The 26,451-nt window shown below is 56.1% G+C and carries 24 protein-coding genes; 14 read left to right on the forward strand and 10 right to left on the reverse strand.

What is annotated here, in order from left to right:
* Nucleotides 1-122: 122 nt before the first annotated feature.
* The 4 genes from KFJ24_RS17685 to KFJ24_RS17700 all read right to left on the reverse strand — a co-directional run bounded on the left by KFJ24_RS17685 (nucleotide 123) and on the right by KFJ24_RS17700 (nucleotide 4,548).
* The gene (locus tag KFJ24_RS17685) at nucleotides 123-2,087 is read right to left on the reverse strand and encodes a dynamin family protein (protein ID WP_250832450.1); all 1,965 of its coding nucleotides are present in this window, start codon (nucleotides 2,085-2,087) and stop codon (nucleotides 123-125) included.
* Between the two features lie 253 nt (nucleotides 2,088-2,340).
* A complete protein-coding gene (locus tag KFJ24_RS17690) occupies nucleotides 2,341-2,925 on the reverse strand; it encodes a YggT family protein (RefSeq protein WP_250832451.1) in 585 nt (194 codons plus the stop codon).
* A gap of 22 nt (nucleotides 2,926-2,947) precedes the next feature.
* Entirely contained in the window at nucleotides 2,948-3,781 is an 834-nt protein-coding gene (proC, locus tag KFJ24_RS17695) for a pyrroline-5-carboxylate reductase (RefSeq protein WP_250832452.1), read from the reverse strand.
* Between the two features lie 62 nt (nucleotides 3,782-3,843).
* Nucleotides 3,844-4,548: a YggS family pyridoxal phosphate-dependent enzyme gene (locus KFJ24_RS17700; RefSeq protein WP_250832453.1), complete on the reverse strand. Its 705-nt coding sequence runs from the start codon at nucleotides 4,546-4,548 to the stop codon at nucleotides 3,844-3,846.
* A 140-nt stretch (nucleotides 4,549-4,688) separates the two neighbouring features.
* On the opposite strand from KFJ24_RS17700, the gene KFJ24_RS17705 reads away from it, so the two are divergent.
* The 3 genes from KFJ24_RS17705 (at nucleotide 4,689) to KFJ24_RS17715 (ending at nucleotide 8,442) form a co-directional block, all read left to right on the forward strand.
* On the forward strand, nucleotides 4,689-5,723 hold the full coding sequence (locus KFJ24_RS17705) for a type IV pilus twitching motility protein PilT (protein WP_250832454.1): 1,035 nt from the start codon (nucleotides 4,689-4,691) through the stop codon (nucleotides 5,721-5,723).
* Between the two features lie 37 nt (nucleotides 5,724-5,760).
* Nucleotides 5,761-6,882, forward strand: coding sequence for a PilT/PilU family type 4a pilus ATPase (locus tag KFJ24_RS17710; RefSeq protein WP_250832455.1), 1,122 nt, complete (start codon nucleotides 5,761-5,763; stop codon nucleotides 6,880-6,882).
* Between the two features lie 102 nt (nucleotides 6,883-6,984).
* The gene (locus tag KFJ24_RS17715; protein ID WP_250832456.1) at nucleotides 6,985-8,442 is read left to right on the forward strand and encodes an OmpP1/FadL family transporter; all 1,458 of its coding nucleotides are present in this window, start codon (nucleotides 6,985-6,987) and stop codon (nucleotides 8,440-8,442) included.
* Nucleotides 8,443-8,477: 35 nt separating this feature from the next.
* Here KFJ24_RS17715 and KFJ24_RS17720 read toward each other — a convergent pair whose 3' ends face one another.
* Both KFJ24_RS17720 and polA read right to left on the reverse strand, forming a co-directional pair.
* Nucleotides 8,478-8,858 carry a hypothetical protein gene (locus KFJ24_RS17720; RefSeq protein WP_250832457.1) on the reverse strand — a complete coding sequence of 127 codons (381 nt, stop codon included), beginning with the start codon at nucleotides 8,856-8,858 and terminating at the stop codon, nucleotides 8,478-8,480.
* 297 nt (nucleotides 8,859-9,155) lie between these two features.
* On the reverse strand, nucleotides 9,156-11,882 hold the full coding sequence (gene polA / locus KFJ24_RS17725) for a DNA polymerase I (RefSeq protein WP_250832458.1): 2,727 nt from the start codon (nucleotides 11,880-11,882) through the stop codon (nucleotides 9,156-9,158).
* Between the two features lie 87 nt (nucleotides 11,883-11,969).
* On the opposite strand from polA, the gene KFJ24_RS17730 reads away from it, so the two are divergent.
* Complete coding sequence (locus KFJ24_RS17730) at nucleotides 11,970-12,308, forward strand: DUF2782 domain-containing protein (RefSeq protein ID WP_250832459.1); 339 nt, start codon at nucleotides 11,970-11,972, stop codon at nucleotides 12,306-12,308.
* Nucleotides 12,309-12,498: 190 nt separating this feature from the next.
* On the forward strand, nucleotides 12,499-12,903 hold the full coding sequence (locus KFJ24_RS17735) for a hypothetical protein (protein ID WP_250832460.1): 405 nt from the start codon (nucleotides 12,499-12,501) through the stop codon (nucleotides 12,901-12,903).
* A 97-nt stretch (nucleotides 12,904-13,000) separates the two neighbouring features.
* On the opposite strand, the gene KFJ24_RS17740 is transcribed toward KFJ24_RS17735, so the two are convergent.
* Nucleotides 13,001-13,648, reverse strand: a complete 648-nt coding sequence (locus KFJ24_RS17740; protein WP_250832461.1) for a DUF4124 domain-containing protein — start codon at nucleotides 13,646-13,648, stop codon at nucleotides 13,001-13,003.
* Between the two features lie 3 nt (nucleotides 13,649-13,651).
* Entirely contained in the window at nucleotides 13,652-14,290 is a 639-nt protein-coding gene (pyrE, locus tag KFJ24_RS17745) for an orotate phosphoribosyltransferase (protein WP_250832462.1), read from the reverse strand.
* Nucleotides 14,291-14,371: 81 nt separating this feature from the next.
* Here pyrE and KFJ24_RS17750 point away from each other — a divergent pair, with 81 nt between their 5' ends.
* The gene (locus KFJ24_RS17750; protein ID WP_250832463.1) at nucleotides 14,372-15,178 is read left to right on the forward strand and encodes an exodeoxyribonuclease III; all 807 of its coding nucleotides are present in this window, start codon (nucleotides 14,372-14,374) and stop codon (nucleotides 15,176-15,178) included.
* A 135-nt stretch (nucleotides 15,179-15,313) separates the two neighbouring features.
* On the opposite strand, the gene rph is transcribed toward KFJ24_RS17750, so the two are convergent.
* Entirely contained in the window at nucleotides 15,314-16,030 is a 717-nt protein-coding gene (rph, locus tag KFJ24_RS17755; protein WP_250832464.1) for a ribonuclease PH, read from the reverse strand.
* A 182-nt stretch (nucleotides 16,031-16,212) separates the two neighbouring features.
* Between rph and KFJ24_RS17760 the strand changes: the two genes are divergently transcribed.
* The 5 genes from KFJ24_RS17760 (at nucleotide 16,213) to KFJ24_RS17780 (ending at nucleotide 20,885) form a co-directional block, all read left to right on the forward strand.
* Complete coding sequence (locus tag KFJ24_RS17760) at nucleotides 16,213-17,079, forward strand: YicC/YloC family endoribonuclease (RefSeq protein WP_250832465.1); 867 nt, start codon at nucleotides 16,213-16,215, stop codon at nucleotides 17,077-17,079.
* Nucleotides 17,080-17,181: 102 nt separating this feature from the next.
* Complete coding sequence (gene gmk / locus KFJ24_RS17765) at nucleotides 17,182-17,814, forward strand: guanylate kinase (protein ID WP_250832466.1); 633 nt, start codon at nucleotides 17,182-17,184, stop codon at nucleotides 17,812-17,814.
* 86 nt (nucleotides 17,815-17,900) lie between these two features.
* Nucleotides 17,901-18,113, forward strand: coding sequence for a DNA-directed RNA polymerase subunit omega (gene rpoZ, locus KFJ24_RS17770; protein WP_250832468.1), 213 nt, complete (start codon nucleotides 17,901-17,903; stop codon nucleotides 18,111-18,113).
* A gap of 165 nt (nucleotides 18,114-18,278) precedes the next feature.
* Nucleotides 18,279-20,420: a RelA/SpoT family protein gene (locus tag KFJ24_RS17775; protein ID WP_250832470.1), complete on the forward strand. Its 2,142-nt coding sequence runs from the start codon at nucleotides 18,279-18,281 to the stop codon at nucleotides 20,418-20,420.
* Between the two features lie 78 nt (nucleotides 20,421-20,498).
* Nucleotides 20,499-20,885: a RidA family protein gene (locus KFJ24_RS17780; protein ID WP_250832472.1), complete on the forward strand. Its 387-nt coding sequence runs from the start codon at nucleotides 20,499-20,501 to the stop codon at nucleotides 20,883-20,885.
* 55 nt (nucleotides 20,886-20,940) lie between these two features.
* Here the strand turns inward: KFJ24_RS17780 and KFJ24_RS17785 are convergent, their stop codons facing one another.
* On the reverse strand, nucleotides 20,941-21,807 hold the full coding sequence (locus KFJ24_RS17785) for an NAD-dependent epimerase/dehydratase family protein (RefSeq protein WP_250832473.1): 867 nt from the start codon (nucleotides 21,805-21,807) through the stop codon (nucleotides 20,941-20,943).
* 75 nt (nucleotides 21,808-21,882) lie between these two features.
* Between KFJ24_RS17785 and KFJ24_RS17790 the strand changes: the two genes are divergently transcribed.
* The 3 genes from KFJ24_RS17790 (at nucleotide 21,883) to KFJ24_RS17800 (ending at nucleotide 26,442) form a co-directional block, all read left to right on the forward strand.
* Nucleotides 21,883-22,845, forward strand: a complete 963-nt coding sequence (locus KFJ24_RS17790; protein ID WP_250832474.1) for a hydrogen peroxide-inducible genes activator — start codon at nucleotides 21,883-21,885, stop codon at nucleotides 22,843-22,845.
* Nucleotides 22,846-22,853: 8 nt separating this feature from the next.
* Nucleotides 22,854-24,929 carry an ATP-dependent DNA helicase RecG gene (gene recG, locus KFJ24_RS17795; RefSeq protein WP_250832475.1) on the forward strand — a complete coding sequence of 692 codons (2,076 nt, stop codon included), beginning with the start codon at nucleotides 22,854-22,856 and terminating at the stop codon, nucleotides 24,927-24,929.
* Between the two features lie 148 nt (nucleotides 24,930-25,077).
* Nucleotides 25,078-26,442: an HDOD domain-containing protein gene (locus tag KFJ24_RS17800; RefSeq protein ID WP_250832477.1), complete on the forward strand. Its 1,365-nt coding sequence runs from the start codon at nucleotides 25,078-25,080 to the stop codon at nucleotides 26,440-26,442.
* Nucleotides 26,443-26,451: the final 9 nt, after the last annotated feature.

Below are 26,451 nucleotides of genomic sequence, written 5' to 3' on the forward strand. Positions count from 1 at the left end.
GGTGCGACAGGTTCCTGGTTCGATCCGTAAGTGTCTGGAACAGCGATGAAGCCACTGCCAGCTCAGCAGTTTAAAGCCGGGCCGGCATGGCTGCAACTGCCTGCGCACAGGGAGGTCGGGGCTCAGATAGCCCCGGAAATGTTGACTACCTTTTGCTGGATCAGAGTCGGCGCGGGTTTGCGGATCTGACGTTGCATTGCATCCGCCAGTTCCAGCTGGCGCTGCAGGTCCGCAATGGTATGGTTAAGCCGCTCACGTTCGGCCCTGCTGTCGCGGTCACTGCGGACCATGTCCCGCAGTCGGCGGATCTGGTGTTCCAGCAACTGCTTCTGTTCCATGGAATATTGCATGATCGGCAGCAGGGCTTCCTGTGGCCAGCGATCAACGTCCTTTCGGACGCGCGCGTGCAGAGTCCGGGCCTCACTAACCATGACATTGAAGAACCGGCGTACCAGCAGGGACTGCTCGGTCAGAAGGTTTTTTGGGCTGATACGGAAGCGGGCGGCCTTCTTGCGGAGTTCACGAATCGCGATGACATGCCGTCCGGAGCGAAGCGGGATGGGCTCCAGATGACGTGCACGGGTATCCTCGTTGTAACGGCGATAGATGGCCCCTACCATTTTTTCGGCCAGGCGACCCTCGCTCAGCAGGTTCGTCAGGTCGCTTTCCAGCAACTCGAAGAACTGATCCATGGCCCGGTTCATGCCAGCTGTGGTCCAGCTTTTTGACATGGTGTTGCGAATTTTTTCCGCGTGGGTTTCGAAGCGCTCCTCGCTCACCAGGCCCTTCAGCATGTCGCCCTGGGAGTCCATCAGGCGTCGGCTGGAGCGCAAAGTGATCAGTTTCTTGTAATAGAAGTCATAGTCCTTCTGGGCGCGATCGGCGAGACGACTCAGGGCGGCTTTGTCCATGGTGATGCCCGAGCAGGCTTGCAGTTCCTCTTCGAGGGAGCTCAGCCGGGTTTGCATGGCTGCCTGGCTATTCTGCAGCATGCCCAGAAGATCGTTGATCAGACTCTGGGTGATCAACTGTTCCTTGTGCATCAGAATCCGCTGGATGATCAGTTGCTCCAGCTTGCCGATGTTGGAGCGTTCAAAGAGCTCGGGATTATTTCGGACGCGGCCTACCAGCCCCTGTTTGGCCGAAAGGGGAATGACATCATGCTGGCGAATGCCCAGATGGTCAGCGGTGTAGCCGCGAACCCGTTCGATGGCGTCCAGGGTGTGCTTTTCGCCCTGAAGGTCGTCCCAGAGAACGTCGATCTTGTTAAGTACGGCAAAGCGGCCCGCACGGTGATCTGCGTGCTCCGTATCAATGTGCTCCTTCCAGATCGTCATATCACTGGCGGTGACCCCGGTGTCCGCGCTCAGCACAAAAATGATCGCATGGGCGCGGGGCAGCATACTGATGGTCAGTTCCGGCTCTGACCCCAAGGCATTCAGACCTGGAGTATCCAGAATGCGCAAGCCGCGCTCGAACAGCGGGTGGCGGATACTGATCTGGGCATTGCGCCAGGCTGGCACCAGGACATTGCCCGGGTTATTGCGGTCGTGCTCAAGCATATCCTCGTCGAAGCCAAGCTTCCGGGCTTCTTCCGGCGGTACGCTCTTGACTCGCGCCACCTCGGCGAGGACCTCGCGCATAAGCTCTGGATCACGCTCATCCAGCTGGTGCTTTACCCACCGTTCAGTCTGCTTGCGCAGTTGCTGCAGTGAGAGCTCACCGGTGCGGGTCTCAATGGGGAGGAGTAACAGGTAGTTTTCGTTGGCGCTGCGATCAAAGAACAGCTCGGTGGGGCACATGGTAGTTCGCCCCGCCTGGGATGGCAGCATTCGCTGGCCATACTCCGAGAAGAACAGGGCGTTGATCAGTTCCGTCTTGCCACGGGAATATTCTCCGACGAACGCAATGGTCAATTCGTCTTCAATTAACAGCTCAAGGCCGTGACGAATCCGGGTACGGACGTCGTCTGAGAACAGGTTGTTATCTTGCAGCCACAACCGGTAACGGCCGATCTGCCGGATCAGCTCCTTTTTCCAGTCATGATATGCCTCGACCTGCTGCGACAGAGTTCCCTGTTGGCTCATTGGACTTTCCTTCTGCGCGACTTCTGGGTATCCCGGGCAAACGGTCAATATTAAGGGTGCCCTCGGGCGACAGATTAATTACCGTTAATAGTATCCTGTTCCCTGCATCTTTGGGGCGGGGTGGATCTGGTAGTGTTGTAGTAAACGACAGAAAATTCAACAAAAAAGCCGCAAAATCATGAGGATGAAGTTGCGGCTTCGGTTTTTTCGTTTTCGTGGCGAACTGTTACCAAATGTATAGTTGAGAAGTGGTTTACATTCCCAGGCCGATCGAGCCCAACCCTGCCGACAGTTTCATGTGCTCAATTACAACGGAAATTACATTCAGGATCAGGAACACGATGATCGGAGAAAGGTCCAGGCCGCCCATGGACGGCATGATATTACGCACGGGGCGCATTATCGGCTCGGTAATCTGCGCGACCAGCTGGATGGCCGGATGGCTGCTGCCAGGTGCGATCCAGCTCACTACAACCACGGCAATGACTGACCAGAAGTAGATTTTGACGATCAGGTCCAGCACGTTAAGTACGGCCCAGACCAGCAAGGTAAGGGGGTTGATCGCCGGGATGCCACCATTGAGCGCGACCAGTATCAGGAAAAAGGTAATGGCCTGAATGACCACAGCCAATACCAGTGATGCCCCGTCAATTCCTCCCCAGCCGGGTATGAACCGGCGCAGAGGTCGCAGCAGCGGGTTGGTTGCCTTTACCGCAAACTGTGTAATCGGGTTGTAGAAATCCGCCCGGGCCAGCTGCAGAAGAAAGCGCAGCAGCACAATGGTCAGGTAAAAGGTGGATGCGATCAGCAGGATCGTAATCAGGATGTCTGCCAGCATGAAGCCCTGTCTCCGTTATCGGTTACTGTTTGCCTGCGAGTTGTTTGGCCATTTCTTCCGAACGCTTAAAGGCTGCGCTGTAGGCTTTTTGCACCAGCTCTCGCAGACCACCTTCTTCAAAGGTTTTGATTGCCTGTTCGGTGGTACCGCCGGGGGACATGACGTTACGCTTGAGCTGGCCGGGATCGTGCTCGCTGCGGGCGGCCATTTCTGCCGCTCCGGCCATGGTCTGGATGGCCAGTTCACGGGCGGTGTCTGGCGCGATTCCCGCTTTGGTAGCGGCCTCTTCGAGGGCTTCCAGCATCAGGAAAAAGTAGGCCGGCCCGCTTCCAGACAGCGCAGTGACGCTGTGCAGCAGGTTTTCATCGTCAACCCAGAGCGCGGAGCCGATGCTCTCGAAGACAGACTCAACCATCTTTTTCTGGTTTTCTTTTACTTGAGCGTTGGCGAACAGCCCTGCGGCCCCTTTGCCCACCAGGGATGGTGTGTTGGGCATAACGCGAACCAGCGGCAAACCGCCGCCCAGCCACTCATCCAGAGTCTCCGCTGTAAGGCCGGCAGCAATGGATACCATCAGGGGGCGGGTGTTCTGGACAAGCGGAGCGATGTCGCGACAAACGTCCGCCATAACCTGGGGTTTAACGGCCAGAACCACCATGTCAGCCTGCTGGGCACAATAGCGATTGTCGGTGGTGACGCTTACGCCGAATTTCTTGCGAATTGACTGCAAGTGGCCGTCATCGGGGGCGCTGACCCAGATGTCAGCGGCCTTGTAGCCGCTGTCCAGCATACCGCCAATGATGGCGGTGGCCATGTTGCCGGCGCCAATAAATGAAATGGTTGGTGATGTGCTCAAGGTTGACTCCAACGGTTGATCGGTTAAACGTCCGGTCCTGATCATATCAGGAACTGCCGGTTTCAGCTCTTCGGTGGCCTCGCCCCGAACAAGGCCGACCCAACACGGACCCAGGTCGCCCCCTCTTCAATGGCTATTTCAAGATCATCGGACATGCCCATGGAAAGGGTGTCCAGAGGGCCTGCAGCCGGCTGACTGGTTTTTAGTTCGCTCAGAGAATCCGCCAGTTTGCGGAAGCTCTGCCTCAAACTCTCGTCCGGCTGGTCCGGATCGGGGATTGCCATCAGGCCGCGCAGTGACAGGTTTGGCAGTTCACCTATGTCCGCCACCAGTTGTGGCAGTTGAGCAAGCCGGCAGCCGGATTTGCTCTCTTCTTCATTAATATTGACCTGAAGACAAATATTCAATGGCGGTAGGTCGGGATCCCTGTGTTCGCTGAGCCGCCGTGCAATTTTGAGGCGGTCCACACTGTGTACCCAGGAAAAGGTTGAGGCAATCTGGCGGGTTTTGTTGGACTGGATAGGACCAATGAAATGCCAGTCGATGTCCGGTACGTCGCTCAGGGCATCAATCTTGTCCAGGGCTTCCTGCAGATAGTTTTCACCAAACGCACACTGGCCCGCATCCGCCGCCTCGCGCAGATCTTCCGGGGGGCGAGTCTTGCTGACCGCCAGCAGGCGTACAGCCCCGGGCGCCCGGCCCGCCTGCATTGTTGCTTTTTGTATGCGTCGGGTTACGCTCCCGATGTTGTCTGCTATGCTGCTCATAGTGTGAAATTGCCACGTCCGGTTTGTCACTTGTACGTCGACACGTTACCCGCAGGTCACTGAAATGCCAAGTGAACCGCTTCGGAGACTCGCCGGACAGATGCTGTCAGGACAAAAGAAAAAGCCTTCCGAGGATTCCTATGGATATTACTGAACTGCTTGCCTTTTCGGCCAAACAGGGTGCGTCTGACTTGCACCTGTCTGCTGGCCTGCCGCCAATGATTCGTGTTGACGGCGATGTTCGTCGTATCAACCTGCCGCCCATGGAGCACAAAGAGGTGCATGGGCTGATTTACGACATCATGAACGACAAGCAGCGCAAGGACTACGAAGAATTCCTGGAAACCGACTTCTCCTTTGAGGTTCCAGGTGTCGCCCGTTTCCGCGTGAACGCCTTTAACCAGAACCGGGGCGCCGGCGCGGTATTCCGGACTATCCCTTCCAAGGTCCTGACCATGGAAGACCTCGGAATGGGGCAGACATTCAAGGATATTTCTTCGGTGCCGCGCGGGCTGGTTCTGGTGACCGGGCCGACCGGTTCCGGTAAGTCCACCACGCTGGCGGCGATGATGGACTACATCAACGACACCCGGTACGAGCATGTCCTTACCATCGAGGATCCGATCGAATTCGTGCATGAATCGAAAAAGTGTCTGGTAAACCAGCGGGAAGTTCATCGGGACACCCTGGGTTTTAATGAGGCACTGCGTTCTGCCTTGCGGGAAGATCCCGACATCATTCTGGTTGGTGAGCTGCGTGACCTTGAGACCATTCGTCTGGCGCTGACTGCTGCAGAAACCGGCCACCTGGTGTTTGGTACCCTGCATACCACCTCTGCGGCCAAGACCATTGACCGGGTCGTGGACGTTTTCCCGGCGGCAGAGAAATCCATGGTGCGTTCGATGTTGTCTGAGTCTTTGCAGGCGGTCATCTCGCAGACCCTGATGAAGAAAATGGGTGGTGGACGGATTGCGGCTCACGAAATAATGATCGGCACCTCAGCCATCCGAAATCTGATTCGCGAAGACAAGATTGCCCAGATGTATTCTTCGATCCAGACTGGCGGATCCCTGGGCATGCAGACACTGGATCAATGCCTGGAACGCTTGTTGCAAAAGGGACTGATTTCCCGCGAAGCGGCCCGGGCCAAGGCGAAAATACCGGATAATTTCTGATTGGTTCCTAACAGGACATACGAAAACAGGTGCTCATATGGAATTTGATAAACTGCTTCGTCTGATGGTTGAAAAAGGCGGCTCGGATCTGTTTATTACCGCCGGCGTGCCCCCCAGCATGAAAGTGAACGGCAAGGTCCTTCCCGTCACCAAGAATGCCCTGACCCCGGAGCAAACCCGCGAGTTTGTCTACGGTTCCATGAACGACAAGCAGCGGGCCGAGTTCGAGGAAACCCACGAGTGCAACTTTGCTATCAGTGCCCGGGGCATCGGCCGTTTTCGTGTGAGTGCCTTTTTCCAGCGTAACCTCTGCGGCATGGTGCTGCGTCGGATCGAAGTAAAGATCCCCCAGATCGACGATCTGTCGTTGCCCGAAGTCGTCAAGGATCTGGCCATGACCAAGCGTGGCCTGATCATGTTCGTGGGGGCGACGGGGACCGGTAAGTCCACGTCGCTGGCTGCGATGCTCGGACACCGGAACCGCAACAGTCGTGGTCATATCATTTCCATCGAAGACCCGATCGAATTCGTGCACCAGCACCAGGGATGTATCGTAACCCAGCGTGAAGTGGGTATTGATACTGAAAGCTTTGAGGTGGCGCTGAAGAATACGCTGCGTCAGGCGCCGGACGTGATCCTGATTGGTGAGGTCAGGACTCGCCAGACCATGGAATATTCGGTGCAGTTTGCGGAAACCGGTCACCTGTGTCTGGCCACTCTGCACGCCAACAACGCCAACCAGGCTCTGGATCGGATTATTCAGTTCTTCGCGCCTGAGCAGCACCACCAGATCTGGATGGATCTTTCCCTGAACCTCAAGGCCATCGTTGCCCAGCAGTTGGTGCCAACACCGGATGGCAAGGGTCGCAAGGCGGTCATCGAGGTGCTGGTCAATACGCCTCTGGTGGCCGACATGATTCGTAAGGGTGAGGTGCACAAGCTTAAGGAGTTGATGGCGAAATCCAACGAATCCGGCATGCAGACCTTCGATCAGGCGCTCTACAGGCTTTACGCTGAGGGCTCGATCACTTACGAAGATGCACTCGCTCATGCTGATTCGGCGAACGACCTGCGCCTGATGATCAAGCTGGGTGCCGACGCCCAGGGAGCTGACAAGTTGTCCTCATCGGTTGATAAATTGTCGATCCAGGATGACTAGACTAAAGTCGTAAACGGTTAGGCTTTCAAACCAGTAGGATTGGCATTTGAGGCCATTGCTCTGTGCTGCGTATACTCCGCGCCAAATTAAACAGGAGATACCATGCGCACGAGATCCTCGCTGCCTGTCCGGGCGGTACGTCTTGCATCACTCGCAATTATTGCCGCGCCGCCCAGCGTTTACGCAGGCGGCTTTTCACTGAATGAGCAAAGCGCCAGCGCAATGGGTATTGCTAATGCCGGTGCTGCTGCCAACCCGGAAAATGCTACCACTGTCCTGTTTAACCCGGCCGGCATGAGCCAGCTTTCCGGTACCAATATTTCTTTGGGTGCGGCGGTGCTGGACATTGATGCTGAGGCGAAAAAGGATTCCGTTTCGGCCCAGCGTCAAGTTCCCCAGATCCCGATCGCGCCCGCGGGCAATGGTGGAGACATAGCGGATCCTGCGGTCTTACCGAATTTCTATCTGACTCACGAGGTCAACGACTCGATTGATGTCGGGTTTGGTATTCATGCGCCTTATGGTCTTGCCGCAGATTACGAAGACGACTTTGCGGGCCGCTTCTTTGCCGATAAGACTGAGCTAACAGCCATTGCGTTTACGCCATCAGTCGCTGTCAGTAATGGTGAAGGTCTCTCGATGGGAGCGGGGTTGAATATCATTTATGCAGAGGGAAGACTGTCCAAGTACTCGGATGTCAGCGGAATCGTATACCGCCAGGCGCTTGCGACGAACGGTGGTGATCAAGCGGCCGCAGCTGCAACAGCCGCTGGAGTCGTTGGTAGCCTGCCAGCGGACCCCTATTCAGATGTTGAGGGTGACGACATTGGTGTGACTTTCCGTGCAGGCTTTCTTTATGAGCTTTCGGATCACACCCAATTTGGCCTGAGTGCGCAGAGCGGAACTGAAATTGATCTCAAGGGTGATATCAGTGTTTCCAATTTCCCTGTTCTTGGGCCGTCAGGCCTAACAACGACGACCCTGACGGAAAAGGTTGAAGTTCCTCTTGCCATCCCGGAGAGCATCACGTTTGGGGCGCGTCATCGTCTCACCGAAGGCGTCACTCTGCTGGCGGGTGCAACCTATGCTAAGTGGAGCCGGTTCGAAGAGTTGGATGTTTATAGCCGTGAGGGGGAAAATGGCGCCGTTTCAGCGGCAACGGGTCGCAGTGGAGATGACCCTATCAGCCATATCACCGAACAGTGGAGCAACACCTGGCAGTTCAATGTCGGCGGTATATGGCAGGCTACGTCGGCCTGGGCGTTCAAGGCCGGTTACGCCTGGGACGAATCCCCGGTTAACGGAAATTACGTAACGGCTCGAATTCCGTCTGAAGATCGTCACTGGTTGACGCTCGGAACTCAGTGGGCTGATGGGCAAAGCGGCTGGACCGTTGATGCAGCAGTTGGCACCTTGATCTTTGCCGATGACGCGAAGGTAAATGACCGTCAATATAGTCACGACGATCCGGCCGGTGAGCCTACGACCGCGGCGAACTATCAGGGAACGTATGAACTGAGTGCCTGGAGTGCGGCTGTCGAGGTTAGCAAGGCTTTTTAAGTCGCGAGTCCATGTTGGCGACAAACGCCCGCTGATCAGCCAACAACCTGGCCACGGTAGATGACCTTCTTCTTCCGTGGCGGGTCCTCTTCCGATTCCTCACTGTTTGCCGTCACTGGTCTGGTGTCCTCGGCAATTTCCTGACCCCGATACATACGTTTCGGCGCCTCCTCACTGCCTGCACGCTCCGTCTGAACGCTTAGCTGAGGGACCTTTTCCTGGAGGGTTGCCCATGTGCGCATCAGGTGGCTTGAGCGCGTCTTGCTGGCGTATTCCGCCAGCTGTTGCTCCAGATTTTCTTCCGTGAGGTGCAATTTTACGCCGAATTCGGAGCGAATCAGGCGACGGCACTGGTGAACCAGTTTGAGCAGGCCCGGATCCAACAGCCAGCTTCGTTCAGATACCAGAGATGTCATGGTTACGACCTCGGAATGGATATGTCACAACATGGCGCTGCCCGGTTTACGTTAAATGGGCGAGCATCGACATCCCAGCTGATGCGAATTCCATGCCGGGTTCTTCCGAAAGTCCCTGGGCGCGCTGGTATGGAGGGTCCCGGCCAAAGTTGGTCGGGTACAGTTCAGTGGTGGGGTAAAAAATGCGCTTTTATAAGGTGCATTTTGTGAAGGCAATGCACTGTTTTGGCGGTTGCTGAACGTTCAACACCGGGTGGTCCCCGGTGTTGAACTGCAAGGGGGTCGGCGGGGCCGCCGCTAATGAGCTTCGTCCCAGTTATCTCCTACGCCGGCTTCTACCAGCAGTGGAACGTCGAGTTCGGCGGCGGCGGACATTCGCTTCACCAGGCCTTCCCGAATCTGGCTCAGTGCGTCCTCGTTGACCTCCAGGATCAGTTCATCGTGCACCTGCATGGTCATCCGGGCCTTATCAGCGTGCTCCCGCGTCAGCCAGTCCTCAACCTCAATCATTGCCCGTTTTATGATATCCGCGGCTGTACCCTGCATAGGGGCATTGATTGCGGTCCGTTCGGCTGCCTGTTGCATCTGTTTATTGCGGGCGTTGATCTCGGGCAGGTAGAGGCGACGTCCGAACAGGGTCTCCACGAAACCGTCCTCGTGGGCCTGTTTGCGGATATTGTCCATGTATTTGAGGACGCCGGGGTAGCGCTCGAAATAGCGGTCGATGTATTGCTGAGCCACTTTCCGCTCTACATCCAGTTGCCGGGACAGACCAAAGGCAGACATGCCGTAGATCAGGCCAAAGTTGATGGCCTTGGCGCTCCGACGCTGATCGCCCGATACGTTATCTACCGATACACCGAAAACCTCGGCGGCGGTCGCCTTGTGAATGTCCTCACCCTTTTCAAACGCCGTCAGCAGGCCCTTATCTCCCGACAGGTGGGCCATGATGCGCAGTTCAATCTGAGAATAATCCGCTGCCAACAGCTTACAGCCCTTATCAGCGATGAAAGCCTGGCGAATGCGTCGTCCCTGTTCGCTGCGAATCGGGATGTTCTGCAGGTTGGGCTCGGAGGAGGACAGCCGGCCGGTGGCCGTGACGGCCTGGTGATAGGAGGTGTGAACCCGTCCAGTGCGGTGATTGATCAGCTCCGGAAGCGTATCCGTGTAGGTCGACTTCAGTTTGCTCAGGCTACGGTGCTCCAGAATCAGCCGGGGCAGTTCGTGTTCGTGGGCCAGCTCCTGCAGTACCGGCTCGGCAGTGGAAGGCGCCCCTTTTGGGGTCTTCTTGATTACCGGTAGCCCCATCTTGTCGTAGAAGATGGCTTGCAACTGCTTGGTGGAGCCGAGGTTGAAGGTCTCGCCGGCAACCTCATGCGCCTCCTTTTCCAGCTCGGCCAAGCGCTCGGCCAGCTCCTGGCTGTGTTTTCTCAGTGTGCTGGCATTTATCAGGGTGCCCCGTTGCTCCATGCGGGAGAGAACCGGTACCAGCGGCAGGTCAATGTCGCGGTACACCGAGGCCAGCTTGCCGGTCTGTTCCAGCAACGGCTGCAGGGTCCGGTGTAGGCGCAGTGTGATGTCAGCATCTTCAGCGGCATAAGGGCCGGCCTGCTCCAGCTCGATCTGGTTGAATGTCAGCTGTTTTGCGCCCTTGCCGGCGATGGACTCGAAGGTAATGGTCTTTTCACCCAGATACTGCATGGCAAGGCTGTCCATATCATGGCGTGTGGCCACAGAATTCAGCACATAGGACTCCAGCATGGTGTCTTCTGCGATTCCTTCCAGGGTGATGCCATGATTGGCCAGTACATTCTTGTCGTATTTGAGGTTTTGTCCGACCTTGGCCTGTTTCGGATCTTCCAGTAACGGTTTCAACTGTTCCAGCACCGCTTCGCGGTTCAGTTGATCGGGCGCTCCCATGTAGTCGTGGGCCAGAGGCACATACGCGGCTTCCCCCGGTTCGATGGCGAAGGACACGCCGACCACTTCTGCGTCGCTGTAGCGTAAGCTGGTGGTTTCGGTATCAAATGCGAACAGATCGGATTGCTTGAGGCGCTTTAGCCAGTCATCGAACTCTTTCTGCTCGGTGATAACGGAGTAGCGCTTTTCGGTCGGCTGGCTGCTTTGAGGCTCGGGGGTGTCATCGGTATTGCTCTTACTGTTGCCGTTTTCGAGTTCGGCGACCCAGTTCCTGAATTCGTATTCTTTGAACAGCTCCAGCAGCTGGTCGTCACTCTGCTGCCGCAGCGTCAGGTCCTCCAGGCCGAACTCCAGGTCCACATCGGTCTTGATGGTGGCAAGGTCACGGCTCAGGGGCAGAGTTTCTGTGGCTTCCCGCAGATATTCACCGATCTTGCCCTTGATCTCATCGGAGTGCGCCATGAGATTGTCGAGATCCTGGTAGCTCTGCAGCCATTTCACGGCAGTTTTCGGGCCGCACTTGTTGACGCCGGGAATGTTGTCGACCTTGTCGCCCACCAGTGCCAGGTAGTCAATGATCTGTTCGGGGGTGACACCAAACTTTTCCACCACGCCGTCACGATCCATGCTGGTTTCTGTCATGGTATTGATCAGGGTGACGTGGTCGCTTACCAGTTGCGCCATATCCTTGTCGCCGGTGGAAACCACCACATCAATGCCTTTGCTGGTGGCTTCATTTGCCAGCGTGCCGATTACATCATCTGCTTCGACGCCTGTGATTGTTAGCAGCGGGAGCCCCATGGCTTTCACGATCTCGTGAATCGGCTCAATCTGGCAGGCTAGATCCTCTGGCATGGGCGGACGGTTGGCTTTGTATTCCTCATACATTTCATGCCGGAAGGTTTTGCCCTTGGCGTCGAAAACCACGACCATTTTGGAGCCGGGAAAATCCTGCTCCAGGCGGCGGATCATGCTGATCACGCCCTTGATGGCTCCTGTGGGATGGTTCTTGCTCGTGGTCAGTGGCGGCAGCGCGTGATAAGCGCGAAAAAGATAGGAAGATCCATCAACAAGAACCACAGGTGGGGTCTTTTGCTCAGTCATGTCAAAACAGGTCCGGAATCTGATTGAAGCGTGGGTTGGCTTATGCAACTCTGTATGGAATTCAATGGCTAAAAGGGTACCACGAAAATGAAAGCAATCTCCTGTCCGGCACTACTGCTCGTCTGTTTCTCCGGGGTCGTTTTTGCCCAGGAAGAAGGGGCGCTGGATAAGACGCTTGTTGAAACGCCCGATGAGCCGGTAGTGGTTTCGGACTATCAGCCCACCAGTGAGGGGCCCCAGATTGTCATCCGGCCTGGAGAAGAGGAAATCTTTTACGAGTACCGGGTCAATGGCCAGTTAATGGAAATCAAGGTGGTGCCGGAAGCCGGGCCGGAATACTACCTCGTGCCGGCGGATGGCGGTGGCTGGATCCGGGAGACCGAGTCGGACATGCTGGTGCCCAGTTGGGTTCTGTTTCGCTGGTAAGCTCCGTCGCTCAGGAAGCTCTGGGTGGCAGATGGATCATCCGTAGAAGTCCTTATTATCCTGTTCGCCGCTTTTAGTATGAACATTCTAATTTTTGTCTGTAACTTGGTATGTGAGATTCGGGTAAAGGCCTATTAACAGGGCGAGTCCCTAAGGCCCGAAGCACTTTTAGAAACCAAGGAGAACAGACATGGGTAAACTCAAGTCATACCAGGAACAGATTCAGGAAATCGTTGATAAAGGCATCAATGCGGCGGAAGAGCAGCAGAAAAAACTGGCATCAATGCCGTTTGATTATGCCGAGAAGCTCGAGTCTGAAGCGCGTGAGTACAGCGTGAAGACCCTGCGCAAGCGTTACAATGGTTACAGTGAGAGCCTGTTCGAGCAACTGCGTAGTCTGAACAGCCGTCTTGGCAGCTTTGCAGCAGACTTGGTAGCCAAGCTCGAGAAGGAAGTAGCGGAAGGTGCTGATGCAGTATCTGAGGCCGCCGAGGAAGTTTCCGAGGCAACTCAGGAAACCAAGAAGCCGGCCGCTCGCAAGACCACTGCTAGCAAGAGCACGTCTACTGCGAAGAAGACGACTGCTTCTGCCTGAGCAGCTGAAGGGTCGCTGACTGGCGACCAACAGTAAAAAGGGTGGTGCTGAAAAGCACCACCCTTTTTTTTGTCCGATGCTCTGCGTTCGTCTGAGGTTACTGCGTCTCAGCTTCTTTTGGGGCTGGGGTTCGGGGCTCACCGGTAATTTCTTCCAGTCGTTGAATATCCCTTTCAAAGTCTCCCCGGAGTTCTTCCATTTCCTTTTTCTGAGCGCTGATTTCCGCTTCGATATCCTGTATCTGGGATTCCAGGCGTCGAATTTTATCCAGTCTCGCTTCAGGAATCTTCTGGCCCGCCCGTTCCATGTCAGCCGCGCGGCTTTGTTCATTATCGAGTTGATTGGAGATGACGGAAATATTGCCGCGTTTGAGCTGTATCAGCCCTTCAAGCTCCCGAACCTTCCGATGCATGGCCCGGACGGCCTGGTCCGGGTGGCTGAAGCGCTTCAGAAGCTGGCGGTCCTTCTCACGCTGGATTTCCAGTTCCTTCTGGCGCTGCTCTTCAGCCTCCCGCTCCGCTATTTCTTCTTCGGTTGGTGCGGGAGGAATGGTTTCGATTACCCGACCACTGCTGCCAAGGATGTCGTAACCCCTTTTGGTGGCTTCCTGGGGAATGGTGTTGCTAATGACCACCTGGCCGTTTTCATCCGTATAACGGTACATTCCGGCTTCCGCTGTGGTAACAAGGTTCAGCACAAGGGCAAAGGCAGAAGCTGTTTTGAATGCTGTCAGACGGTTGAGCATCGATCAGACTCCGTAACGATCCCGATAACTGGCTACCTTCTCGGCGTGGCCGGCAAAGTCCGGGTTGGCCTTGAGATAATCCAGAACCTGTTCCAGGCGGATGATACTCACAACGGGAATGCCAAATTCCTTTTCCACTTCCTGGATAGCGGACAGCTCACCGTTGCCTTTCTCCTGCCGGTCCAGTGCAATCAGCACGCCAGCTGGCTCTGCACCGGCACCACGAATCAGATCAATGGACTCACGAATGGCGGTGCCGGCAGTAATGACATCATCGACGATAAGTACTTTGCCTTGCAAAGGCGCACCCACGATATTGCCACCTTCGCCATGATCTTTCTTTTCTTTCCGGTTAAAGGCAAACGGTTTGCTGTTACCGTCTGTAGCAAGTGCCATGGCTGTCACGGTTGCCAGCGGAATGCCCTTATAGGCTGGTCCGAAAATAATGTCATAATTCAGGCCGCTCCGTTCTATCGCTGCGGCATAGGCTTTGCTTAATTGAAGCAGGTCATCTCCGGTGTTGAACAGCCCAGCGTTAAAAAAGTACGGACTGGTACGGCCGGATTTAAGCGTAAACTCACCAAAGCGAAGTACGTTCCGGCGGATGGCAAATTCAATAAATTTTTGCTGATAGTCGTGCATGACAAGGCTTCTGGCGGGTGTGAATCTTTAATTAGCGCGTAAAAACGGTATCATACACACAAACCGAATCAGGGAACACGTATGCGGGTAGTATCAATCAGCGTCAATGGCCTGGCCCAGGCTGTTGAAAAGGGTTTTTTTGACTGGCTGGCCGAACAGGATGCTGACGTCGTTTGCGTTCAGGATCACCGCATGCGTGCCTATGAGGTAGAAGATTACAACCTCATCCCGGAAGGCTATGAGGCTTACTTCATCGATGGCGAAAAGAACGAGGATGGCGGTGTTGGAATCTACACTCGCCATTTCCCGAAGGCCATTATGTACGGATTCGCCAACGAGCAGGCAGACCGGGAGGGTCGTTTCATTCAGGCCGACTTCGATAAGGTTTCTGTCGCGTGCGTGCTTGCCCCCTGTGCACTGGGGCGTGAGGAAGAGCTGATCGGTGACGATGACCTTACGGTGCTGGATCACAAGGACGAGTTCTTGGACGGGTTCGGCCTGCACATGCAGAAGACCCTGCGTAAGCGTCGACAGTTCATATTGTGCGCCAATCTTCAGACGGCACACAATGTGACCGATGCCAGTCCGCTCTATCACAAGTTCGACTTCTCCGGATTTCTGCCCCATGAGCGCGCGTGGTTGGACCGCCTGTTCGATGAAATGGGCTGTATTGATGCATTCCGGGAAATCAACAAGCAGAGTGGTCAGTTTACCTGGTGGCCTGAGCAAGCAGAGGGTGCTCGCAAGAACGCCGGAATTCGCACGGATTACCAATTGTTGACGCCGGGTATCCGCAATACGATTCAGGACGGCTGGATCGACGATGCAACCCGGTTCTCTGATCACGCGCCGGTGATCATGGATTACGATATCCAGATTGGCTTTTAAGCGTGGTGGAAGCGTGGAAGTAGGGCCTTCTGCCCAGACGCGCTGCGAGTACATCCCTGTACGCTTGTTTCCGGCCATCCCTGGCCTTCAACAGTCCGGGCAGAAGGCCCTACGCCAACGCCCAGGCTATTTGATTTAGCCTTCCAGGGCAGCTTTCTGGATTTCAAACAGCTTTTCAATGCCCTGCTTGGCCAGCATCAGCATGTTGTCCAGTTCTTCCTGAACAAAAGGCGCGCCTTCTGCCGTCCCCTGGATTTCAATGAACCCGCCCTGGTCGGTCATGATCACGTTCATGTCGGTTTCGGCTTCGGAGTCTTCCGGGTAGTCCAGGTCGACAACCGGAGTGCCTTTATATACACCAACTGAAAACGCGGCCACCATCTGCTTGAGCGGTGATTTTTTCAGGCGCTTTTCGGCGACCAGATAGTTCAGGGCGTCCACCAATGCTACGCAGCCGCCGGTAATGGCCGCGGTGCGGGTGCCGCCATCGGCCTGGATCACGTCGCAGTCGATGGTGATGCTGTGTTCACCCAGTTCGCTAAGGTCAACGGCAGCGCGCAGGGAGCGGCCGATGAGGCGCTGGATCTCGACGGTACGGCCGCCCTGTTTGCCGCGAGCGGCCTCCCGGCCCATGCGGCTGCCGGTGGAGCGCGGGAGCATGCCGTATTCGGCGGTGATCCAGCCTTTGCCTTCACCGCGCAGGAAAGGGGGTACCTTGTTTTCGACGGAGGCTGTGCAGATCACTTTGGTGTCTCCGAACTCCACCAGCACCGAGCCTTCGGCGTGACGAGTGTAGTTTCGGGTGATTCGAACGTCTCTGGGTTGCTCGGGCGTTCTGCCGCTTGGTCGCATAGTGTTTCCTGAAGTCTGTGATGAATGTCCGGGAGCCTGTCCCGGCCGAATCTTAATTGAAAGGACGGCGAGTATAACACGTCGACGGCGTGGGATATGGCTTCGCCTGTGGTTCGGTTCGCCGTTGGGGTTAAGAGCCTGTTAGACTCGAAGCTCTGATACCAACCATGACCGGAGCTGCCATGATCAGAAGTATGACCGCGTTTTCACGGAAGGACACTCAGGGAGAGTGGGGGACGCTAACCTGTGAGATTCGCACGGTGAATCACCGGTATCTCGAGCCCTCGTTTCGATTACCCGAGACGTTTCGTGAGCTGGAAAACGGGTTCCGGGAAGAGCTTCGAAAACAACTGAAGCGGGGCAAGGTGGATGTGTCCATGCGGCTGCAGTCAGCCGACAAGGCGTCGCAGAGCTTCGAAATCAATGACGATATGGCAAAGGCGGTCAATGAGGCGGCCAATCATGTCAATCGCATTCTCGACAACCCCGCCCATATCAGTGCCCTGGACATTCTTCACTGGCCCGGCGTGTTGTCGGTTCCCGAGCAGGACTATGGTCCCGCCCTGGATGCGGCCGCCGGTCTGTTTGAAGACACGGTCCGTGAATTGGTGAGTGTCCGTGAGCGGGAAGGTGAGCGCCTGCGTCCGCTGTTCGAGGAACGCCTGACCACCATGACTGATGTTGTTTCCCGGGTGCGTAAGTTGATGCCTGAACTTCTTGGCGCTCAGGAGCAGACACTCCGGGATCGGTTTGAGAAGGCGAAGGTGGAGCTGGACGCCGATCGAGTCGCTCAGGAAATGGTCATGCTGGCCCAGAAAAGTGATGTAGCGGAAGAGCTGGACCGCCTTGATGCCCATATGAGCGAAGTTGCCGATACCCTGAAAAGTGACGACGCCATTGGGCGTCGTCTGGATTTCCTGATGCAGGAGCTGAACCGGGAAGCCAACACCCTTAGCAGCAAAAGTATCGACGCTCGCGTTACTCGGGCAGCGGTTGATCTGAAGGTTTTGATCGAGCAAATGCGTGAGCAGGTGCAGAACCTGGAGTAACGTGCGTAGCCTCGGCGAAAGCCTTATAATCCGGCGGCTTCCCGTTGATGCTGCTTTTATCGGGCGGCTTTCTGGTACATGTTCAGTTGGAGTTTTTTCTTGATGAGGCAGGCAGTCGAGCAAGGTACGTTGTATGTGATATCGGCACCGTCCGGCGCGGGGAAAACCAGCCTTGTAGCAGAGATGCTGCGCAACGATAAGAAGCTGGGTGTATCGGTTTCTCACACCACCCGGCCGATGCGCGACGGCGAGTCGGACGGTGTGAATTATCACTTCGTCAGCCGTGAAGCTTTTGAGTCGATGATAGCCCGGGGTGATTTCCTCGAGCATGCCGATGTCTTCGGCAACTACTATGGCACATCTCATGTCTGGGTACGTGAGACCCTTGCGAAAGGTGAGGATGTCATTCTGGAAATTGACTGGCAGGGAGCGGCCCAGGTGCGTCGGTTGATGCCTGAATGCGTGGGCATCTTTATTGTTCCGCCATCAACTGCGATTCTCCGCGAAAGACTGACCGGCCGCGGCACGGACGCGCCCGAGGTGGTTGAGCGTCGCCTGGCCGAGGCGGCGGATGAGTGCCGGCATGCGGTGGAGTTTGACTACCTGGTGGTGAATGACCGGTTTGATGTCGCGTTGGCCGACCTGTTGGCGATTGTCCGCAGCCAAAGGCTTCGCATGGAGGTCCAGCAGGATCGTCACGGGGATTTGCTCGCCGGACTCTCCGGCCGGAGCTGAAGCTGGCTTTAGCTGTATACAAATTGAGCCGGCCACAGTAAACTACGCGGTCTGCTGAATCAGTCATTTTATTTTTCGGGGAAGTTATGGCACGAGTTACCGTTGAAGATTGTCTGGAAAACGTTGATAACCGCTTCCAGCTGGTGATGTTGGCTACCAAGCGTGCCCGTCAGCTCGCTACCAAAGGTGCGGAACCTATGGTGCCGGAAGAGAACGACAAGCCCACGGTTATTGCCCTGCGGGAAATCGCGGAAGGCAAGATCGGTCGCGATCTTCTGAAAGAAGATGAAGATGAGTGACAAGGTGCGGGTACAAGTACGTATCCACGCCTGAGAAGCATTGAAATCTGTCCCCGCGCTTTTATAGTGTAACTATAAGTGTTGCTGGTAGGACTACGGAAGGACCCGGATGCGTGCATTCGGGTTTTTTTGTCGCTGAAAACATATTGAGGCTTTGGAGGCGCGGTGTCGGCAGAGGCTAAGGTTGAAGGGCTGGCGAAAGAGCTGAGCACCTATCTGGATACCAATCGCATCAATCAGGTGCGACGGGCCTACTATTATGCCGAGCAGGCCCATGAGGGGCAGATGCGAAAGACGGGTGATCGTTATATCACCCACCCCCTGGCGGTTGCTTATATCCTTGCTGATCTGCGGTTGGACCATCAAAGCCTGATGGCTGCCATGCTCCACGACGTCATCGAAGACACGGGGATTCCCAAGGACGCGCTCGCAGAGCAGTTTGGCGATGATGTGGCGGAGCTGGTGGACGGGGTCAGCAAATTGACCCAGATTGAGTTTCGTACCCGTGCAGAGGCCCAGGCTGAGAACTTCCAGAAGATGACTCTGGCCATGGCGAGGGATATCCGGGTAATTCTGGTGAAGCTCGCAGACCGTCTGCACAACATGCGGACACTGGGGCCAATGCCCTACGAAAAGCGTCAGCGCATCGCCACCGAAACCCTCGATATTTATGCCCCGATCGCGAACCGCCTGGGCATGCATTCTATTTGCACTGAGCTGGAAGACCTTGGTTTTACCTCCCTGTACCCGATGCGTTCGAAGTACATTTCCAAGGCGGTCGACAAGCTGAGAGGAAGCCATCGTGAAATTATCGAGGAAATCCGCGGGAGGCTGCAGGAAAAACTGGAAGAACGCGGGTTACCGGGGCGTATCCTTGGGCGAGAGAAACACCTGAACAGCATCTACAACAAGATGAAGTTCAAGCAGAAATCCTTCCATGAAATCATGGATGTGTATGCTTTTCGGATCATTACCGACACCGAGGACGACTGCTACCGGATTCTTGGCGCCGTTCACAGTCTTTACAAACCGCTGCCCGGCCGGTTTAAAGATTATATAGCCATGCCTAAAGCCAATGGCTACCAGTCTCTCCACACCACCCTGTTCGGCATGCATGTGAACATCGAGATCCAGATCCGGACGGAGGAGATGGAGCACATTGCCAATAACGGTATTGCTGCCCACTGGATGTACAAGAATGAGCCCAGCAGTGTAACCACGGCAAATCAGGCGAGGGTCGATCGCTGGGTCAAGGGTCTGATGGAGATGCGTGAGCGCGCCGATGACTCCCTGGAGTTTATCGAGCATGTGAAAGTGGATCTGTTCCCTGACGAGATCTATGTATTTACGCCCAAGGGCAAGATCATGGAGTTGCCCAGTGGCGCTACCCCCGTGGACTTCGCCTATGCCATCCATACTGATATCGGGAACGCCACCGTAGCCTGCAGAATCAACCGCAATCTGGGGTCACTGAGTCAGCCGCTGCAGAGTGGCCAGACTGTTGAAGTCATTACCGCGCCGGGTGCCCGTCCAAACCCTGCCTGGCTCAGTTTTGTGGTCACTGGTAAGGCACGCAGCAGTATCCGGCATGTTCTGAAAAACCAGAAGCGCGCGGAATCTCTGGAGCTGGGTAAAACACTCCTCAAAAAATCACTCAAGGGCTTTAGTGCACGCCTGTCAGAAATCAGTGATGCCCAGGTACAGGCGGTGGTAAACCACAACCAGGTTAACAGTCTGGACGATCTGATCAGTGATATTGGCCTTGGGAACCGAATGGCTTATCTGGTGGCACGCCAGCTGGTCACTGGTGCTGAGGGCATCGAGAATGCTGCAGCCTCCAGGAACATACAGGGTGGTGATCGAAGTCCGGTGACCATCAGCGGAACGGAAGGTTTGCTGGTTCGTTTTGCCAGCTGCTGTAAACCGATCCCGGGGGATCCGGTTGTGGGCATGATGGATTCCGGTAAGGGCATGGTCATTCATTCAGACACATGCTCCCGCCTACCGGAAGATGACGAAGGCAGGGCCCGCCTGACCCATCTCAAGTGGGCCAAGGACATCACCAACGAGTTTTCGGTTGAGTTACGTGTGGAGCTTGAGCGTCAGCGCGGTGTGATTGCCGAGGTGGCCAATGCAGTCGCCATGGCAGATGGCAACATTGAGCGGATCAACGTCGAAGATCAGAATGCCAAGTTCGGCATTGTCAGCCTTGTGGTACACGTCAGTGGTCGTCGGCACCTGGCGAGAGTGATGCGTCGTATCCGCAATATCCGGGCGGTTACTCATATCAACCGGGTCCGTCACTGAGACAGACCAAAGCCCGGTTGACAGTAACTGCGCCAAGGGGTGACGATTGGCGTTTTGAAAGAGAGGAATTCAAAAGGCATGACCAACAAATCCATTATCCAGACCGAAAATGCGCCCCAGGCGATTGGTACGTACTCCCAGGCTGTAAAAGCTGGCGATACTGTGTACCTGTCTGGTCAGATTCCGCTGGTGCCGGAGACCATGGAAGTGGTGGCCGGGGATTTTTCTACCAAGACACGTCAGGTGTTCGAGAACCTGAAAGCTGTCTGTGAGGCAGCCGGTGGTGAGTTGAAAGACATTGTAAAGGTCAACATCTACATGACCGATCTGGCGAATTTTGCCACCGTCAATGAGATCATGGCGACCTATTTCCAGGAACCATATCCTGCTCGCGCCGCCGTTGGTGTCGCTGCCCTGCCCAAGGGTGTCCCTATCGAAATGGAAGCGGTGATGGTTCTCAGCTGAGAACCTGCTTGAGCAAAAAAGGCGGCCTCAGGCCGCCTTTTTTCGTTCCCGGCTTCTATCCTTCCTCAATCATGGGCCGGTAGCCGGCCCTGAAGTCCGGGTACCGGAAGCGGAAGCCGGTTTCAAGAAGCCGTCTGTTGCTGCACCGTTTGCTGCCCGCACGACCGCCTTTCCTGGCATCGTCGGCCGGTGTGGCGCAGGGGATTTGCTGGCGCACCCACGCCACGACCTCATCCAGCCGAACCGGCTCGCAATCGCTGGCAGTGTACAGCTCCTGCAGCGACTGATCATGCAGCGAGCGTTTTACCAGGTACTCTACGGCAGCTGCGGCGTCGTCCTCGTGGATACGGTTGCTGAAAGGTGCCGGCGTTTGCGGATTCATCCGCCCCTCAATGACTTCCTCAAGGAAGCGCCGCCTGGAGGGACCATAAATTCCGCTAAAGCGAATGATGGTGGCCGGTTGCCCGCTGTTCAGGGCGGCTTGCTCGCCTGCCAGTATCTGTTCCCCGCTAGAGCGTGCGGGTACGGCCGGACTGCCTTCGTCGATCCAGCTGTCATCGTCCTGTGAGTAGACGCTGGTACTACTGATAAAGACGAGTCGTTTCAGTGATTGCCCGTTTAAGGCCCTGATGAGATTGGTGAGGCCGGTAACATAGGCGTCCCGGTAGCCCTGCTCGTCGTAGCTGGATGGTGTCAGGCAGTAAACCACGACATCGAGGCTGTCAGGCAATGTATTTTCGAGAGTGTCCGGGCGTGTCAGGTCAGCACCTATGCCCCGAACGCCCTCCGGTACCCTGTCTGGATTTCTTCTCAAGCCGAAGACTTCGGCTGAGTCGGCCATCAGGCTGGCAATCGCACCACCAAGTTTGCCGCAGCCGGCCACCAGAATTCGGGGAGAGTGTGTCGTTTCAGTGATTGCCATAGACAATTTCAATCCTTATGCTTTACCTCATAAATAAACGAATCTTCGACCCGTCCCCATTGACCGGAGCTCACCATGACTCTCACCGAGTTACGATACGTCGTTACGCTTGCCCGTGAAAGGCATTTTGGTCGCGCTGCCGAGCGCTGCCATGTCAGTCAGCCGACGCTGAGTGTCGCTGTCAAGAAGCTGGAGGACGAGCTGGGTATTCCGCTGTTTGAGCGCAGTAAGAGCAGCATCCGGGTTACGGAAACCGGACAGCGGATCATCGGCCAGGCCCAGCGGGTTCTGGATCAGGTCGGGGTTATCAAGGACATGGCGCAGGACGGCAAGAATCAGTTGAGTTCGCCACTGAAAGTCGGCGCTATCTATACCATTGGTCCATATCTTTTCCCTCATCTGTTACCGGAACTTCGGCGGGCGGCACCTGAAATGCCGCTGTATATAGAAGAAAACTACACCGCCAGTTTGCGTCAGAAACTGCGCCATTCCGAGTTGGACGCCATCATTATTGCCCTGCCTTTTGAAGAGCCGGAAGTATTGACCCTGCCCCTCTACGACGAACCATTCGTTGTTTTGTTGCCGGCCGGCCATCACCTGGCGCAGAGGGACGAGCTGACTGCGGAGGAGCTGGCCAAAGAGCAGTTGCTGCTGCTGGGGCCGGGGCACTGTTTTCGGGACCAGGTACTGGAGTCCTGTCCGCCGCTGGTGGATGCCGTGACACGGCGGGTTGACGCGGATTCACCCGCGCTCGTGACCGAGGGCAGCTCGCTGGAGACCATTCGCCACATGGTTGCTTCGGGTCTCGGCATCACTGTGTTACCGCTGTCGGCGGCAACCGCCATGCAGTACCAGGAAAACATTCTTGCCGTCCGGCCGTTCGCAGCACCCGTCCCCTTCCGGACTGTGGCGCTTGCCTGGCGGGTGACCTTCCCGCGTCCCAAGGCGATTGATGTGCTCTCCCTGGCCGCCAGTCAGTGCAGGGTCATTGAAAAAGCGAAAACGGATAAACCGGTCGTGGCCGAAGAAAGTGCCTGAGATCCATTATGACGTCACTGGATGACATCCCGGTCACCCAGCTGAAGGGCGTAGGAAACGCCCTGGCGGAAAAGCTGGCCAGGCTGGGCATCTCCTCGCTTCAGGACTTGCTGTTTCACTTGCCCCACCGCTATGAGGATCGCACCCGTGTGGTTTCCATGGGCAGTCTGCGAATTGGTGATGTAGCCGTCGTTGAAGGCGAGGTCGTGAAGGCGGACCTGGTTATGGGGCGTCGCCGCAGCTTGCAGGTCACCTTGAAAGACAACAGCGGTTTCCTGGTGATGCGGTTCTTCCATTTCAACGCTGCCCAGAAGAACCAGTTGTCTGAGGGCGCCCGGGTTCGCTGTTTCGGTGAAGTGCGCCCAGGGCGTGCCGGCTACGAGTTCTATCATCCCGAATATCAGGTTAACCCTCCGCCCATGCCCGCCGAAGGGCAGGCAACGTTGACGCCGGTCTATCCGCTCACCGAAGGCATCCAGCAACCCCGCGTTCGCGGCCTCTGCCAGCAGGCACTGGGATACCTCCAGAGATTTCCGATAAGGGATTTGTTGCCTCCGGAATTACTGGCTGACTATCAGCTTCCGGGCATTACTGAGGCGGTCGAGTTGGTGCATTCGCCACCCGCCAATGCACCGGTGCACCTGCTGATGGAAGGCCGGCATCCTGCCCAGCAGCGCCTGGTGATGGAGGAGTTGCTGGCACACCAGCTCAGCCTGTTGAAAGTCCGGGAACAGATCCAGGCAAGGGCAGCCTTGCCTCTTTTGCCCTCAGGGGCGCTTGTGGATCATTTTCTCGATTCACTGCCTTTCAAACTCACTGGCGCCCAGCGTCACGTAATGACTGATATCCGTCAGGACCTGAGCCAGCCATTGCCGATGCTGCGGCTGGTGCAGGGCGATGTTGGTTCAGGGAAAACCGTCGTGGCGGCTTTGGCCGCATTACAGGCCATAGGTGCGGGTGCCCAGGTTGCCCTTATGGCGCCGACGGAAATTCTTGCGGAACAGCATTTCCAGAACTTTCGTGGCTGGTTGGAACCGTTAGGTATTGGTTTGGCCTGGTTGTCTGGCAAGGTTAAGGGTAGGGCGCGGAAGGAAACGCTTGAAGCGGTTCAGTCCGGGTCCGCCAGCGTGGTGATTGGCACCCATGCCTTGTTTCAGAATGACGTGGTGTTCAATCGTCTGGCCCTGGTGATTGTTGATGAACAACACCGGTTTGGCGTCCATCAGCGTCTGGCACTCCGCGAAAAAGGTGTCGGCGGCACGTTGGCACCGCACCAACTGATTATGACCGCGACGCCCATACCCAGGACCCTCGCCATGAGCGCCTATGCCGACCTGGATACATCCGTTATTGACGAATTGCCTCCGGGTCGCAAGCCTATAGAAACGATCGTGATACCCGATAGCCGGAGGGAAGATGTTATCGAGCGAGTGCGCAGTGCCTGCCGATCAGGTCGCCAGGCCTATTGGGTATGTACCCTGATTGAGGAGTCAGAGGCGCTTCAGTGCCAGGCCGCGGAAGTTACTGAGCAGGAATTAGCGGAAAGGTTGCCGGACCTGAAAGTAGGCCTCGTGCATGGTCGGCTGAAAGCTCAGGAAAAAGCCGCCGTTATGGAGCGCTTCAAGACGGGTGAACTGGATCTGCTGGTCGCCACTACCGTTATCGAGGTAGGTGTGGACGTACCGAATGCCTCTCTGATTATTATCGAGAATCCGGAACGCCTTGGCCTGGCCCAGTTGCACCAACTCCGGGGCCGGGTGGGTCGTGGTGAGGAGGCCAGTTTTTGTGTGCTGATGTACCATCCGCCCCTATCTGCCAATGGCAAAGCCCGCTTGCAGGCACTCAGGGACAGTCAGGATGGTTTTGTTATTGCCGAGAAGGATCTGGAGATTCGCGGGCCGGGTGAAGTATTGGGTACCCGCCAGACAGGAATGATGCAGTTCCGGCTGGCGGATTTTGAACGAGACAAGGGCTGGATTGAGCCGGTGCGTGAAATGGCTCCTGGCCTGATGCGGAATCCGTCTGTCGTTGATGGCCTGATCCGCCGCTGGCTGGGTGAAAAAATCCGCTATGGTGATGTATGAGCACGTCTGTTGAGTTGCCCTTTGCGTATTAAGTTGCCCCTCGAATGTGTTTGCATCAACATCTGGGGTCGAACTTTACTCTATACTTGAGTGAAATCTTACGGGAGCACGCGGTGATCCCGTAAACAGCAATATTCGGGAGAAGACGATGGAACTACCTGTCGCGGTTCAGCAGGCCCTGGGGGATTCTGCCACGGGGGTATCACTGCGTAATGCAAGCCAGGCGAGTAAGCAGGAGCTGCTTCGCATGGTGCTGCTTAGTGACGGGGAGGGCAATCTCCAGGCTATTTGCCGCAAGGAGGATCTCATTGATCTTGAGCGGCTGAATAAGCATCTCGGCAGGGACCTGGGTCTGATGAAGCGGCGGGAGCAGGTCCGGGTTCGAGAACGCGCCGGTTTGAGTGAGCTCCCGGCGCTGCCATCCCTTACCGGTTGGCCGACGGTTGTGGATAGTCGGGTTGATGAACTGCCCGCGGTTGCTCTGGCGCTGGGGGAACAGAATCTGGCAATGGTTATGCCTGCAGATGATTTCCGGATGCTAACGAACAAGGCTGAGCGCCGTTCTTTTGCGGTGGATCCTGAGTCCATTGCTGTCAACCTCGATGATCACGCCAAAGACCGGGACCAGTTTCATGCCGCTATCAAGAAATTCACGGGTCTCCGTATTCAGCAGCGCCTCGAGGATACGCTCGAACTTCCCCCTTTGCCGGAGACAGCCCAGCGAATAATCCACCTGCGGGTAAACCCGAACGCCGTGATGGGGGACTTGGTGGATATTGTCGAGAGTGACCCCAGCCTTGCTGCCCAGGTCGTGAGCTGGGCCTCTTCATCCTTTTATGCCGCAGCCGGGCAGGTTCGCTCTGTGCACGATGCAGTGTCCCGGGTCCTGGGGTTTGATCTGGTCATGAACCTGGCTATGGGGCTTTCACTGGGCCGCGCACTGAAGCAACCCCAGGATCATCCGGACGGTTATGTGGATTACTGGCAGCAGGCCATCTGGCAAGCCCAGTCCGCCGGTATTCTTGCCAGTATGATGCCCCGTGGTGAGCGCCCGGTTTTTGGTCTCGCCTACCTTGCTGGCCTGCTGCATAACTTTGGCTACCTCGTGCTGGCCCAGGTATTTCCCCCGCATTTCAAGCTGGTCTGCCGTTCTCTGGAGGTGAATCCACAGACAGACTCATCCGTGACTGAGCACTATCTGCTTGGCATCACCCGCGAACAGATTGCAGCCCAGCTGATGGAAAACTGGGGTATGCCGGATGAGGTTACTCTCGCTATTCGCTATCAGAAGAATCAGCACTACGATGGACCATGCGGTGTTTACGCCAAACTGCTCTGGCTTGGACGACAGCTCCTGACTACCCGGGGTGTGGCTCTGGGAGCAGGGGAAGAGGTAAGCCAGGAGTTATATGATGAGCTCGGGCTGAACCGGGAACGGGTTGAAGAGCAGTTTGATGAACTGGTCAACAGCAAAAACAGTATCATGGCGATGGCAGGCATGATGCATCAGTAGCTGGACACT

Origin of the sequence: Marinobacter sediminum, from assembly GCF_023657445.1 — a bacterium.
GTDB classification, from domain to species: Bacteria; Pseudomonadota; Gammaproteobacteria; order Pseudomonadales; family Oleiphilaceae; genus Marinobacter; species Marinobacter sediminum_A.